Annotated in this window: 14 protein-coding genes; 12 read left to right on the top strand and 2 right to left on the bottom strand. The window is 44.7% G+C overall.

The genetic code is table 11. The annotated features are described in order from the left end of the window. Nucleotides 1-70 precede the first annotated feature (70 nt). The 6 genes from NSQ68_RS16805 (at nucleotide 71) to thiI (ending at nucleotide 4877) form a co-directional block, all read left to right on the top strand. Nucleotides 71-577, top strand: coding sequence for a YpuI family protein (locus NSQ68_RS16805; protein WP_029517778.1), 507 nt, complete (start codon nucleotides 71-73; stop codon nucleotides 575-577). Between the two features lie 187 nt (nucleotides 578-764). Then, nucleotides 765-992 carry a DUF1540 domain-containing protein gene (locus NSQ68_RS16800; protein ID WP_029517777.1) on the top strand — a complete coding sequence of 76 codons (228 nt, stop codon included), beginning with the start codon at nucleotides 765-767 and terminating at the stop codon, nucleotides 990-992. A gap of 44 nt (nucleotides 993-1036) precedes the next feature. Continuing rightward, nucleotides 1037-1429 carry a hypothetical protein gene (locus NSQ68_RS16795; protein ID WP_342426587.1) on the top strand — a complete coding sequence of 131 codons (393 nt, stop codon included), beginning with the start codon at nucleotides 1037-1039 and terminating at the stop codon, nucleotides 1427-1429. A 222-nt stretch (nucleotides 1430-1651) separates the two neighbouring features. Beyond that, entirely contained in the window at nucleotides 1652-2344 is a 693-nt protein-coding gene (locus tag NSQ68_RS16790; protein WP_342426586.1) for a lytic transglycosylase domain-containing protein, read from the top strand. A gap of 156 nt (nucleotides 2345-2500) precedes the next feature. Further along, nucleotides 2501-3649 carry a cysteine desulfurase family protein gene (locus tag NSQ68_RS16785; protein ID WP_342426585.1) on the top strand — a complete coding sequence of 383 codons (1149 nt, stop codon included), beginning with the start codon at nucleotides 2501-2503 and terminating at the stop codon, nucleotides 3647-3649. Nucleotide 3650: 1 nt separating this feature from the next. After that, on the top strand, nucleotides 3651-4877 hold the full coding sequence (gene thiI, locus NSQ68_RS16780) for a tRNA uracil 4-sulfurtransferase ThiI (RefSeq protein WP_342426584.1): 1227 nt from the start codon (nucleotides 3651-3653) through the stop codon (nucleotides 4875-4877). Between the two features lie 73 nt (nucleotides 4878-4950). Here the strand turns inward: thiI and NSQ68_RS16775 are convergent, their stop codons facing one another. Continuing rightward, nucleotides 4951-5646: a TerC family protein gene (locus NSQ68_RS16775; RefSeq protein ID WP_342426583.1), complete on the bottom strand. Its 696-nt coding sequence runs from the start codon at nucleotides 5644-5646 to the stop codon at nucleotides 4951-4953. Between the two features lie 217 nt (nucleotides 5647-5863). Here NSQ68_RS16775 and NSQ68_RS16770 point away from each other — a divergent pair, with 217 nt between their 5' ends. The 5 genes from NSQ68_RS16770 (at nucleotide 5864) to NSQ68_RS16750 (ending at nucleotide 12064) form a co-directional block, all read left to right on the top strand. Further along, the gene (locus NSQ68_RS16770; protein ID WP_342426582.1) at nucleotides 5864-6523 is read left to right on the top strand and encodes a TerC family protein; all 660 of its coding nucleotides are present in this window, start codon (nucleotides 5864-5866) and stop codon (nucleotides 6521-6523) included. 94 nt (nucleotides 6524-6617) lie between these two features. Then, nucleotides 6618-7109 (top strand): hypothetical protein, encoded by a 492-nt coding sequence (locus tag NSQ68_RS16765; RefSeq protein WP_342426581.1) that lies wholly within the window; start codon nucleotides 6618-6620, stop codon nucleotides 7107-7109. A 292-nt stretch (nucleotides 7110-7401) separates the two neighbouring features. After that, nucleotides 7402-9243 (top strand): translational GTPase TypA, encoded by a 1842-nt coding sequence (gene typA, locus NSQ68_RS16760; protein ID WP_061828529.1) that lies wholly within the window; start codon nucleotides 7402-7404, stop codon nucleotides 9241-9243. A 125-nt stretch (nucleotides 9244-9368) separates the two neighbouring features. Next, complete coding sequence (locus tag NSQ68_RS16755; RefSeq protein ID WP_342426580.1) at nucleotides 9369-10430, top strand: LCP family protein; 1062 nt, start codon at nucleotides 9369-9371, stop codon at nucleotides 10428-10430. 302 nt (nucleotides 10431-10732) lie between these two features. Next, nucleotides 10733-12064 (top strand): PhoH family protein, encoded by a 1332-nt coding sequence (locus tag NSQ68_RS16750; protein ID WP_342426579.1) that lies wholly within the window; start codon nucleotides 10733-10735, stop codon nucleotides 12062-12064. A 101-nt stretch (nucleotides 12065-12165) separates the two neighbouring features. Here the strand turns inward: NSQ68_RS16750 and NSQ68_RS16745 are convergent, their stop codons facing one another. Next, the gene (locus NSQ68_RS16745; protein ID WP_342426578.1) at nucleotides 12166-13251 is read right to left on the bottom strand and encodes a hypothetical protein; all 1086 of its coding nucleotides are present in this window, start codon (nucleotides 13249-13251) and stop codon (nucleotides 12166-12168) included. A gap of 297 nt (nucleotides 13252-13548) precedes the next feature. Here NSQ68_RS16745 and NSQ68_RS16740 point away from each other — a divergent pair, with 297 nt between their 5' ends. After that, on the top strand, nucleotides 13549-14199 hold the full coding sequence (locus tag NSQ68_RS16740) for an RsfA family transcriptional regulator (RefSeq protein WP_307346921.1): 651 nt from the start codon (nucleotides 13549-13551) through the stop codon (nucleotides 14197-14199). The last annotated feature ends 13 nt before the right edge of the window (nucleotides 14200-14212 follow it).

Genomic DNA, 14212 nt, shown 5'->3' with positions numbered 1-14212 from the left:
TCGGTTAGAAGGGACTATTTTCGGGTAACCAAATTGATGAACAAGCAACAAATAAGGGGGAGCTGCCTTGATGTCAGCAGTCAACGTACAAAAATTATGTGAGTCGGCGCAGGAGAGACTGAAAACTGCCGTGAAACGGGTGGAAACATTCCTCAATGAGCATGCTCTGCCGCAACTGGCTGCAGATGGCAATGAGGAGTCCGTACTCTTTTACAAAGGCTTTTTGTCGGATCTCCGTCATGTCCTTGTTTTTTCCGAAGTATCTTATGAAAAGTTGGGTGTGGCTTTACGCCGTGCCAATTTTGACGTCGATTTTGCGGAAAAGGCATTGTATAACGTTTACCATGACTGCGTGAACAGCTTTTTTTATCCCAAAAATGAATCTTACGCAGAGGATGGACGCTATGCGTATACGGGACAAGATGCTATCCGCTTCCGTAAAACGCCAGTGCCAGCCGCTCGCGAAGTGATCATGGACATTACGAAAAATTTTGAAGAATTGCGTGATGATCTGACTTATTATGAAAGTGACTATTTGACTCAGCGCCGGATGCAGACTCGCCGTACTCATGCCTAAAGCATTCAACGGGGAAGATCATTTCTAATCAAAAACTAAAACAAGACAAGCAAGCCGTTTTCTACTTGCTTCCTGCCATTTTGGAGGAGGTGAAGGAAACGGCTTTTTTCGTATGTCACCAACTGCCATATACCATAAACGCATAGGTGCGGGATAGCGGGGGGACAATGAATCCGAGGTGATGATCATGAGCCAAGAGGCCAAGCCAATCGTTAAGTGTAGCGTAGCCAATTGCCATTATTGGGGAGAAAACAACTTGTGCAAGGCAGATTTGATCATGATTGAAGTTGATGGTCATGCCGGAAAGAAATTTAAAGAAGAATATGCGGGGGAAAGCTTCAGTTCAGAAGAACGTGATAAGGCTGACACGTCAGCCGCAACCTGTTGCCACACTTTTAAACCGAAGTCCGTGTAAATTTTATTACGCGATTCATTTCGCATTTGGAGGTGCAGTTTATTATGGAAGATCATGAAAACGACAAGCATCAGAATGAAGAGCATGTTAGCCGCAAACGTGTAGATTACCCCCGTCACATTCATGAACGATCTGCCAAGCGCCGTAATGATCGTGAGGAATATGCAGCAGAGGTTGCTCCTGGCTCAGTTGTGACTCGACATCAGGTCAAGGGTGAAGAGCAGGTTATAAACAATAGTGGTCGTATTTCTGGTTATGTTGGTCTGGCTGTGGGAATTGCCTCATTGTTTATGTGGTCCATTGTACTGGGGCCTATTGCTGCAGTTTTAGGTTTTTTTGCCTATGTGAATGGCAGCAAAACGACCGGCATTTGGTCGATTGGTCTTGGGGCGCTGGCGACATTGAGTTATTTTGCTTTTATCCCGTTCGTTCGTTGACCTTACTGGAGGAAAAAGCATAGTTTTCTTGTGTATATCCGAGAAAAATCATCTTAGTGATATAATTATATTTAAGCTGATCTATAAAGCTCCGCTGTCTTTTCGACAGAAACGGAGCTTTTTTTCATTAAAAGGTATGGAAGTACATAGTAAAAAGTTGTATCATAGCAATAACGACAAGCTATTTGGGATATAACAACTATAGAAAGTTGGGAACACCACATGCAGATTGATCCGCGCGTGTCCAAATCCATGTTAGACATGCAGCTGTTAAATAATATGAGTGCTACAACCCAGACGGGGACAACGGACGCTTTTTCCGGATTACTGGAACAAGTAGGTCAGTTGGAAACAGATGGTGCTGTGACTCGAGAAAATTCAAGCGATGTTACCAGAGACGAAAATGGTTTGCTATGGCTTCAATTGGGACCTTCGAGGGGAACGGCTTCGTCATTGTATCCCGCTCCTTCCAGCACAGCAACAGACGGACCTACAACACCTACAGCATATGATGAATTGATTAACGAGGCTAGTCAGAAATACGGCGTTCCAGTAGCGTTGATTAAAGCAGTTATTGATACGGAATCTTCATTTAATCCATCGGTCACTTCTTCGGCTGGGGCCAAAGGGCTTATGCAACTTATGGATGCTACGGCTCAAGGTCTGGGAGTCAGTGACCCATATGATCCTGGACAAAATATTGATGCTGGAGTTCGCTATTTGTCTTATCAGATTAAACGTTTTAACGGACAAGAAAATATGGCGCTGGCTGCATATAATGCAGGTCCCGGACGGATCCAGCGGCTTGGTGTAAGTAGTGATGAACAGTTAATGTCTGTACTGGATAAGCTTCCGCTGGAAACGCAAAGATATATTACCAAAATTCAAAATGCTCGTGAAAAATATACGATCTAAGCCCTATAGCTTATAACGAAAAAGGTGCGTAATTTCAATTAGATTAGGTCCGTAGACAGGATCAATATGGGGAAAGGGTGTCGCTATAATGTAGCGGCCTTTCCCTGTTTTGGTCTTTTTTTGTTGCAGCAGTTGTAGGGCAGAAAGGGGAGTTTAATGAAATATTTTGATTATGCCGCGACAACTCCGCCTTTTGAAGAGGTGATTACAACGGTTGCCGAGGTCATGAGGCGCCACTATGGCAATCCATCTTCGATGCATCGGTATGGAGAGGATGCGGATAAGTTGCTTAAGCGTTCGCGCGAAGTATGTGCTGCGGCTTTGGGAGTGTATCCATCAGAGATTGTCTTCACATCTGGGGCAACGGAAAGCAACAATCTTGCTATTAAGGGAGTAGCTTTGCAGTATCAGACCAGAGGCAAGCATATTGTTACTGTATCGACAGAGCACCCGTCTGTGTATGAAGCTTGCAGACAACTGACAAATCTGGGCTTTGAGGTTACATTTTTACCTGTCGATGCGGAAGGGCATGTGAGCGTTGAACAGGTTTGTGCCGCTGTCCGTAAAGATACGATTCTAGTCAGTATTATGCATGTCAATAATGAGACCGGAAGGGTGCAACCGGTGCATGATATCGGAGCTGCGCTGAAGAAACAGTTCCCCCGTGTTCTATTTCATATTGACGGTGTACAGGGGTTTGGAAAGCTGCCGGTTGATATCCGGGGCTGGCAGGCTGATCTGTACAGCCTCTCTGCGCATAAGTTGCGTGGACCTAAAGGTGCTGGACTACTATTCGTTCGGGAAGGTGTAGAGCTTTTCCCACTGCATAGTGGCGGCTCTCAGGAGCAGGGTTTTCGTGCAGGTACGGAAAATGTACCACTGCTTGTTGGTATGTCCAAAGCGGTACGACTAGCGGGCGAACGACAAGCAGAAACAGCACGCCGCATGACCGAGTGGAGAGAACGAGTGGTCGCAGAAGTGCAGACAATCCCTCAACTGCGGCTAAACAGCGGGGAGGAAGCACCGCATATTATCCACTTTTCGTATCCGGGTATGAAGGCCGAGGTACTGCTGCATACGCTGGAGCAACTAGGTGTGGCCGTATCGACCAAGTCGGCTTGTTCTTCGAAATTGGCCGAGCCCAGCCGGGTGCTGCAGGCGATGGGCCGCAATGAGGCAGAAGCGTCTGGCGGCATTCGTATCAGCTTCGGTGACGAGCATACGGAACAGGATATCGACGATCTTATACTTGCACTGCAACAGGCTGTAGCCAAGCTGGAATCCCTTGAAAGGTGGAAACGTTAAAATGCACTATGATATGCTGTTACTTCGCTTCGGTGAATTTACATTAAAAGGGAAGAATCGAACTCGTTTTGAAAAGGCAGTACTGAATCACGTGAAGCTGCTGCTCAAGCCGTTTCCCGGCGCTTCTTTGCGGAAGGAATTTGGACGGATTTATGTGGTTCTCGGAGGAGAGCCTTATGAACAGATCATTCAGGTGTTACAAAAAGTGTTTGGCATCACAACAATAAGTCCTGTCAAAATGGCTCCTGTCGAGCTTGGTGGAATAATTGAGACCGCTGTAGCTTTGATGCGTGAGTTGAATGTGGCCGAGGGAACGACTTTCAAGGTAAATGCCCGCAGAGTGTGGAAGGAGTTTGCTCATTCCTCACAAGAAATGAACCATTTAATTGGTTCTCCTATTTTGCGAGAGTTTCAAGCGTTGAGGGTCGATGTGCATCAACCAGATATTGAGTTGCGTGTGGAGGTTAGAGAGCAGGCGGCCTATATATTCAGCGATGTTATTATGGCTGTAGGGGGCTTTCCGTTAGGAACGAATGGTAAAGCTATGCTGTTGTTGTCTGGTGGAATCGACAGCCCGGTAGCAGGATGGTCTTCCATGCGTAGAGGACTGGAAATTGAATGTGTACATTTTTATAGCTATCCGTTTACAAGTGAGCGTGCGAAAGAAAAGGTCATTGAATTGGCAAGGGTATTAGCAGGCTATGCGGGACGGATCAAAATCCACCTTGTACCGTTTACAGAGGTGCAGACGGCTTTTACGCGCACTGGACAGGATAATCTGATTATTACGCTAATGAGACGGTCTATGCTGCGAATTGCAACGATGCTGGCTGAGCGTGAAGGAGCACTGGCACTTGTGACGGGCGACAGTTTGGGTCAAGTCGCTAGTCAAACGTTATCCAGCATGAATGTGATTGGCCGTTCGACAGAATTACCATTGCTGCGACCTCTCGTAATGATGGATAAGCAGGAGATCACGGAAATCGCTAAGCAAATTGGCACCTACGATTTATCCATCCTTCCATATGAGGATTGCTGCACATTGTTTGTTCCTAAATCCCCAACAACCAATCCCAATTTGTGGGTTGTTCAAAAGATTGAAGCCTCTATTCGGGATTTAAATGCCTTGATTGAACAGGCTGTGGCTGCAACGGAAACGCTTGTTCTGGAGGCAGGCGGAGCTATAGAGGGGCGTAATGAGGAAGTTATACAGGAAGATTGGTTTTAAACAAAAAGGCAGACCCGCTGTTATTATGGGGTCTGCCTTTTTTGATTTTAGTTAAAGCTGTTTTTGAATCATTTTAAACGGCTTTTTCTCGACTGGACACTGCTTTGCGATTTTGAAGATATCCCGTGAGCAAAATACCAGCCATTACTGTAGCAATAAACAAGATACGCAGCGCAGGGTGCTCGGTAAAGTAAGGTTCCAGCTTACGTTCTTCAGTAATCATATTAGAGGCCGTATAACCAAGCACAGCCGATCCCAAATAGATAATCCAGGGGAATTTATTGATCAGTTTGATAAAAAGAGTGCTTCCCCATACAACGATCGGCACACTGATTAACAGGCCCAGCACTACAAGTAGCAAATGCTGCTGAGCCGCGCCAGCAACAGCAATCACATTGTCCAGACCCATAGCCGCATCGGCTACAACAATCGTGCGGATAGCACCCCATAACGTTGTTCCCGCTTTGACTTCGGTATGGTCCTCCTGGTCTACAAGCAACTTATACGCAATCCAGACTAACATGATCCCCCCGATGAGTAACAACCACGGTACTTGAAGCAGCCAGAGTACCACAATGGTGGCTGCTATGCGAATGAGCAGGGCACCGCCGGTGCCGTACAGTATCGCTTTTTTTTGCGTTGCAGGAGGCAGCTTTCTGGCGGCAAGTCCAATTACAATCGCATTATCCCCTGCGAGCAGAAGATCAATAAATATCACATTAAGCAGTAGCCAAAAGAACTGAAGTCCGGACATATCAATCGTTCTCATCTCCCTGATTAAACATCCTAAAGTCATTGTATGTTGTTTATTTTAATACCCGTTTTTCGGAAATACGATTCATTATATTGCTGTTTGTTATTGATTTCAAGGTCTTTACTCAACGAATTTGACATCATTTTTTAATAAATGATGACTTATTTGACAAAGCTTATAAGCATAGCCTCGTCCTATTTCGCATACAAGTAGGATGGGGGTGTTTGTACACATGGAGCATATCATTTTGCTGTTGAAAATATTAATGATTAATTTGGTGTTAAGCGGTGATAATGCGGTTGTTATAGCCATGGCGAGCAAAAATTTGCCTGCAAGGCAGCGGAGTCAAGCTATATGGTGGGGGGCAGTCGGTGCAGTCCTCCTGCGCTGTGTTTTGACTTTTGTAGCTGTCATTTTGCTGGGCATACCCTTTATTCAGGCGGCAGGCGGTCTACTTCTGTTATGGATTGCGTTTAAGCTGCTTTATGAGAGTGAGGATCATGTAGGAGTCAGAGCAGAAACAACCATATGGAAGGCTATTCAGGTGATTCTGGTAGCGGACTTTGTGATGAGTCTAGATAACGTATTAGCTATTGCAGCCCTAGCAGATGGGGATATCGCCATTATTGTCATTGGTATTGCAATTAGCATTCCGATTGTCGTCTGGGGCAGCAACATGATTGCGATCTGGCTTCACCGGTTCCCTGTACTTGTTTTGCTCGGATCTGCAATCCTGGCTTATACGGCAGGGGAAATGCTACTGCGTGATCCCCGATTGGGTGTATGGTTAGCAGGTACGGGAGAGCTTATACATGCATGGTTACCGGGACTCTTGGCCGCAGCAGTTGTCATTGCAGGAATATATCGTCAGCTACGTGCTCACCATATTTGAACGTAGTTTTTTTGGAAAACATCGGCTAAAATATACTTAAAAACAATCACAGTAAGCGACCTAAAAACAAATTCAGCAAACAAAGGAGACCACGATGAATTCCGGAAAAGAGCGTATGATCGGAGTGGGCATTGTTGCCGTAGGACTGATTATTTTGTTGGGGAAACTGGGGACGTTCTCCTTCTTGGGACGAAACTTTTGGCCCTTGCTGATTTTACTACCTGGAATCGTACTGCATGCAATGTACATGAAGCGTAAACTATCACCCTTTATGTTACTGCCGGCAGGGATTTTGTCGGTTTATGGCTTCTTATTTTTGCTCTGCAATATTTGGGGCTGGCATTTAATGGCCTATTTATGGCCTTTGCTACTTCTAGGTGTGGCGGTTGGATTATGGGAGTACGCCCTTAATGATATTTCACTTTCTCGTAATGTATATACAGGGGGCGTGATATTGGGCTTGATATCCGTGCTTTTATTGGTCATTACCCTGTTAAGAACGGGCATCATATATGTTATTGCAGTTTTACTGATCGGCGCTGGGATCTGGTTGGTCGTAAACAACCGCGGCAAACGCAAATGGTAAAACGACAAGCTGTGAGATTTTATGGCGGTAAATTACGGAACAGGCAATAATGTCTTGCTTTATGACATATTTCAACTATAATATAATGGATATGATAAGAGCGTCGGAATGATTTCTGACGCTTATTTTAAGGTTTTCACGCGAATCGGAGAGAGAAGCTGTCTGTACAAAGCCTGAAACATATAGAAGGCTGGCAGGGAGTGGGCCTAAAGAACGATTGTTAGCCTTGAATCAGCACTGCTTCAGGATAGAGACACTATTTTGATATACGGAAAGGATATGGATACAAACCATGCATGCTAGAGAAAACATTCGCAATATTGCGATTATTGCCCACGTCGACCACGGAAAAACGACGCTTGTCGACAAGCTGCTTCAACAGTCCGGAACATTTAGAGAACACGAGGCTGTTCAGGAGCGCGCCATGGACTCCAACGATCTGGAGCGTGAACGCGGTATTACGATTTTGGCTAAAAATACAGCTATCACTTACAAAGATTATCTGATTAACATTGTAGATACACCGGGACACGCCGACTTTGGTGGCGAAGTGGAACGGATTATGAAAATGGTTGACGGTGTTTTGCTCGTCGTAGATGCTTACGAAGGTTGCATGCCGCAAACGAAATTCGTACTGCGTAAAGCGCTGGAACAAAATCTGACGCCTATCGTTGTAGTGAACAAAATTGACCGTCCGGCGGCTCGTCCGGCAGAAGTTATTGACGAAGTACTGGATCTGTTCATCGAGCTGGGTGCGAATGATGAGCAACTGGAATTCCCTGTTGTGTACGCTTCGGCGCTGAACGGAACATCCAGCATGGATGCTGAAAAGCAAGACGATAACATGCAAGCATTGTACGAAACAGTTGTAGAGCACATTCCGGCTCCAACTGAGAAGGTAGATGAGCCTCTTCAATTCCTCGTAACACTGATGGATTATAACGAATACCTTGGCCGAATTGCAGTAGGTCGTGTAAACCGCGGTATCATCAAGCAGGGGCAAGCAGTCACAGTTATGCAACGTGATGGTAGTAGTAAATCGGCGCGTATTGAGAAGCTGTTCGGCTTCCAAGGCCTGAAACGTATTGAAACGGATCAAGCGGGCGCTGGTGACATTGTAGCGATTGCGGGAATTAAAGATATCAACATTGGTGAAACCATTGCTGATCCAAACCATCCTGAAGCGCTGCCTGTACTGAAGATTGATGAGCCGACACTGCAAATGACCTTCTTGGTTAACAACAGCCCATTCGCAGGTCGCGATGGTAAGTGGGTAACATCCCGTAAATTGCGTGAGCGTCTTCTGAAAGAACTTGAAACGGATGTCAGCTTACGTGTTGATGAAACTGATAGCCCGGACGCCTTTATTGTATCCGGACGTGGTGAGTTGCATCTGGGTATCCTGATTGAAAACATGCGTCGTGAAGGTTACGAACTGCAAGTGTCCAAACCGGAAGTTATCGTCAAGGAAATTGATGGTAAGAAAATGGAGCCAATTGAACGTCTCCTTATTGATATTCCGGAAGAAAGCATGGGCGCGGTTATGGAAAGTTTGGGCTCCCGTAAAGCCGAAATGGTTAACATGATTAATAACGGCACCGGACAAGTTCGCTTGGAATTCCTGATCCCTGCACGTGGTCTGATCGGCTACACTACAAACTTCCTGACTTTGACTCGTGGTTATGGCGTAATGAACCATGCGTTTGACAGTTATGGACCATTTGTTGGCGGTCAAGTAGGTGGACGTCATCAGGGTGTACTCGTGTCAACAGAAAACGGCAGCTCTACATTTTATGGTATGCTGGGCGTAGAAGATCGCGGTATTTTGTTCCTGGAGCCAGGTACTGAAATCTATGAGGGTATGATCGTTGGAGAGCACACACGTGATAACGACATCGTCGTTAACATTTGTAAAGAAAAACAACTGACAAACGTTCGTTCAGCAACAAAAGACGATACAGTTAAACTGAAAACACCTGTTATCTTCTCTTTGGAGCAGGCGCTCGAATACCTGAATGATGATGAGTATTGCGAAATTACACCTAATGCCATCCGTTTGCGTAAAAAGATTTTGAACAAAGGTGAACGCGAGCGTGCGGAGAAACAACGTAAAACAGCACAAGCAAATATGTAATTGATTGGATTGGTCTTTGGCCACAGCGGCGACGCCCGGGAACGGGATGCGCCGCTGTGTGTGTTTTAGGATTGTAAACTTGGAGAAAGCTATATTTCTCAAAACGCAGGAAAAGGTGTTGAAGCATGAGTAATCTTTCGAACGGGTTGCCTCCCCGGACACAAACTGGGAAAAAATCCGCCAAACCGAAAAAAACGAAAAAGAAAAAAAGCTTTTTCAGATCGTTTATGAAGTTTGTCTTGTTTCTGCTTATTATAGGTATTTTGGCGGCAGGTGGTTATACCTACTATATTTACAATCAGGTAGAGGAAGTTTTGGATACGGGGATCAACAAGGAAGTACCCAAAACACAATTGGCAGAAGCTAAGCCTTTGACTATCTTATTGCTAGGAACCGATTACCGCCCTGATCATCCGACTTATTTGTCAGACGTTATTATGGTAGCTACATTGAACCCCAATACTAAATCGTCTACCATCGTGTCCCTACCGCGTGATACGCGTCTAGAAATGGATGGATATAAACCTCGCAAGTTGAATGAGTATTATCCGGTGTTTAAGGCTAGAGAAAAAGAATCTGGTGAAGTTGCTGAAGAACAAATGAAGAAGATGATCGGCAAATATTTAAACATTGATATCGATTATGTGACGGTTATTAACTTCCAGGGCTTTAGAGATGTAGTAGATAATTTGGGTGGCGTAGATGTGACGGTTGATAAAAACATGTGTTATCGTGACCGTGCAGATGGTACTGATATTAATCTGACAGCTGGAGCCAAGCATTTGAATGGTGATCAGGCTCTTGATTTTGTTCGCTACCGCAAATCGAATTGTCGTCCGAGAACAGCTGAATCTGACGACTTTGATCGCAATCGTCGACAAAATCAGGTGCTTCATTCTCTAATTGACCAAATGCAATCCTTTAACGCTTTGACCAAGTTTAGTGCAATTATTAAATCGGTTGATAAGAATATGATGACAGATATCGAGTCACAGCAAATGAAAAATATCGTACAAACCTATTGGAATATTTCCAAGCAAAATGTGAAATACAATCCGGTAGCGGGAACATGGCGTAGCCCGTATGTGTACATTGATGAGCAACAGCTCGATTTGGCCAAACAAGCGCTACAAGAGGAGTTAGCTAAAAAAGCAAGCGACAATACCGCAGCTTCTTCCAATTCCTGAGTATGTATATTTCTTCCCGCTTATGTTATACTCGCAGCGAGTAAAGCTCTTATATAACATAAGGGGGTTGAGGTATGTCTAAAGTTATAGTGAACCAAGTCTAGGTCCAGTGAGCAATCACTGGGCCTTTTGTGTCTAATTTCAAAAATGGACAGGCTCAGAGGCTATCTTCACTTACAACTTTTCGTTGTTTTATGCTGCTTTGGGGTTCTTTTTTCAGGGAATCAGCAAGTATTAGGTACCCGGTGAATAGGTATAGGTATGAAACACGAGATTGTCCACGCCGCTTTGGAGGGGATTTAATGAAGAAAATTTTTGTGCTGGATACGAATGTGCTGCTGCATGATCCGAAAGCCATTTTTACCTTCAAAGAACATGAAGTTGTCATTCCAGCTGTAGTTCTGGAAGAAATCGACTCCAAAAAACGCAACGCGGATGAGATTGGACGAAATGCCCGCAATGTATCGCGATTGTTGGACGGGTTGAGAGAACTGGGTCATCTGCATAGTGGCGTTCCACTTCCCCAAGGTGGAAGGCTTAAGGTTGAGTTGAACCACCGGAGTTTTTTGAAAGTTCAGGAGATGTTCGGGGAGGTTTCGAACGATAACCGGATTTTGGCGGTCGCCTTGAATTATCATCTGGAAGAGCAGGAGCAGCCTGAGCCGCGTTCGGTCGTTTTGGTCAGTAAAGACGTGCTGGTCAGGATCAAAGCAGATGTATTGGGACTGCTGACTGAAGACTACCTATCCGATAGAACAGGCGATTTAAGTGAGCTATACCCCGGATACTCGGCAATACAGGTGCACCCGTCCATCATAGATGAATTTTACTCTAACCGTTTTTTACTAATCAAGTCACTGGAACTACCTTATACACTGTATCCACATGAATTTGTCATTCTGAAAGATGAAATGGGAACTGGAAAATCAGCATTGCTGAAAGTTAACCAGGAGGCAGAGCGATTAGAGCCGCTGTACTTAAGTAACGAATCAGTATGGGGTATCAGCGCGCGCAATGCTCAACAGAGGATGGCATTGGAGCTTTTGCTTAATGATGATATCCCTCTCGTGACCATTACAGGAAAAGCGGGTACGGGCAAAACGTTGCTGGCGCTGGCGGCAGGTTTGCTTAAAGTAGAGGATGAACATCGCTTCAAGAAACTGCTGATTGCTCGACCTGTTGTTCCTATGGGCAAGGATATTGGTTATTTACCAGGAGAAAAGGATGAAAAGCTTCGTCCATGGATGCAACCAATCTATGACAATCTGGAATATCTGTTTGATGCCAAAAAATCAGGTGATATCGACAAAATTTTGATGGGCTTGGGCAGTATTCAGGTGGAGGCACTTACTTATATTCGCGGACGTTCGATACCTGGGCAATTTATTATAGTCGATGAGGCGCAGAATTTATCCCGACATGAGATTAAAACGATTGTGTCTCGGGTGGGTGAGGGAAGCAAGATCATTTTGATGGGAGACCCGGAGCAGATTGATCACCCTTATCTGGATGCAGCCAGCAACGGTTTAACCTATGTAGTGGAGCGGTTTAAGCAAGAAGGGATTAGCGGACATATTATGTTGGAAAAAGGAGAACGCTCCAAGCTCGCACAGTTGGCAGCCGATCTGCTATAAAGTCCATATCGTTATTACAAATAACAAGACCTCGGGAATATCCCGGGGTCTTGTTTTATACGCGTAAAAATTCAGAACATTGAAGGCAAGCAAAAGCCAGCTTACTTAAAGTTTAATTCGAGTTTAACTTCAAGCATTCCTGTTAAAGTGCGTACTTCTGTGGCTTTGACATAGGAAATAAGCTGCTGTGGGTAGAAACCCAGATCAAAATCCCTTTCCAGCTTGTTGCGGGTTGTATCAGGTAGTTCCAGACCATTAAATACTAATCGATCCACATGAAATAAAATTGCATTTTTCGGTTCATTCTCTACCGTGTAGTGACCTTCTACCCTTAATTTCATCGTTCCTTGTTGGCCTACTACCATAATTTGATCCTGCGCAAATGTAAAGTTGAAGTGATTAAACAATTCATTTTCTGACTTTAAAAAACGGTTAAAGTCCCCTTCACGAATGCTTATCGTAATGACTTTTCCATTTGTAACCATGGCACCTTGTTGTTGTTGAATGAATTGCGGTAAATCCTGCATAGCTTGAGCTAATGCTTTAAAGTGTTTATTTACCTCGTAGACACCTACATTCTCCCAATAAGCTGTCATTTCGCCAATTAGCTTGCGGAGGGTATCCGGGTCATTACTGGCGTTAACGCCGTCATTTACACGCGACTGAAGCAGGACAATGCGTTTACGTTGAGCCAGTAAGTTTATTTTGACTGTCTCCAATTCCATCGAGGCTTGGGTGACTTGTTGTTCTGTTTTTCGCATAGATTGATAATTGGATTCGTATTCCTGAAGCACATCCTGATCGTGACTAATCAATAACAAGTAGTAATCGTACAGAGAGAGAAGTTGCCTTATACTTTTTGCCCCTAGCACCACACTTAACAGCTTGTCCCTTTCCCCCATATAATAAGATCGCAGCACAGAGCCTGCACGCTTCCGTTGCATGGTCATTTGCTCTTGCTGAACGGTGAGATTACTTCGCAGTTCCTGCTGGCGCTGCAAAAGAGTCTGTTGCTCCTGACTGATTCGCTCAATTTCATGGTCTATCTCTACAATCGACAGGCTATCTTGTAAAATCTGACTTTCTTCATGGGAGGGAGCGGCCAGAGTAGGACGTACATATATGAAAGTTAGCAACATAATGGTGGTCAGCAGGGTGCTGATTGTGATTTTTATTCGTTTGTTCATTTGGTTTCCCCTTTTATGTATTCCCGAAAAAAACTAATGGTAATGTATATGATCCTTTCTGTTTCTTTAACCATTCATTTTATTGTACAGCAGTCTGAGCATGCTTGAAACCCGAAACTGTTTACGTTCACGTATGAGTTCTTGCAGAAATGGAAATACAATTTAGTATCAAATAGATTCTATGAACTCTACGAGAGGCATAGGAATGAATAAACAGCTTTTATACCCTATTCAAATACCGGCAGGATCGGTTCATGAAGACGGTTATTTCAGGATGTTGTTAGGAGGGCTAGAGGCATGACTGCAATAAGACAAGATGCATGGAGTGTGGAAGATGATTTGATATTGGCGGAGGTGACATTGCGACATATCCGTGAAGGTGGAACGCAGCTCGCTGCGTTTGAGGAGGTTGGACAAAAGATAGGAAGAACCTCTGCAGCATGCGGCTTTCGTTGGAACAGTTGCGTGCGCAAACGTTACGATGAAGCGATTAGCATTGCCAAAGCACAGCGCCAAAAGCGCAGTTATATCCGCAAGCAGAACCCGGTGGGTGTATCACAGGTTGCGGCTTTTGCCTCGCTTGATTCAGTCGAAGGTGGGTACAGAACGGATGGTACGAGTGAGGATACATTATCTATCGATGCAGTAATTCGCTTCTTGCGTCAATGGAAGGGATCCGTCCAGGAAACGAATCGGCAGATTAAGATGCTGGAGAAAGATTTACGGGAAAAGGAAGAAGAATTGAATCAGCTTCGCTCCATTAATGACCGGCTGTCCAAAGAAGTGAATGAGGTGCAAACCGACTATCGTGTTGTGAATGATGATTATAAAGCTCTGATTCAGATTATGGACCGGGCTCGGCGCTTGGCTCTAATTACTGAAGATGAGGAAGAGCTTAAATCCAGATTCAAAATGGACGCCAATGGGAATCTGGAGCGTATTGAGTAACAAGATTACTTCT

It is taken from the genome of Paenibacillus sp. FSL L8-0158 (assembly GCF_038592965.1).
Lineage (GTDB): Bacteria > Bacillota > Bacilli > Paenibacillales > Paenibacillaceae > Paenibacillus > Paenibacillus polymyxa_D.
Note: the sequence above shows the minus strand (reverse complement) of the source record. Positions and strands in the feature narration are given on the sequence as shown.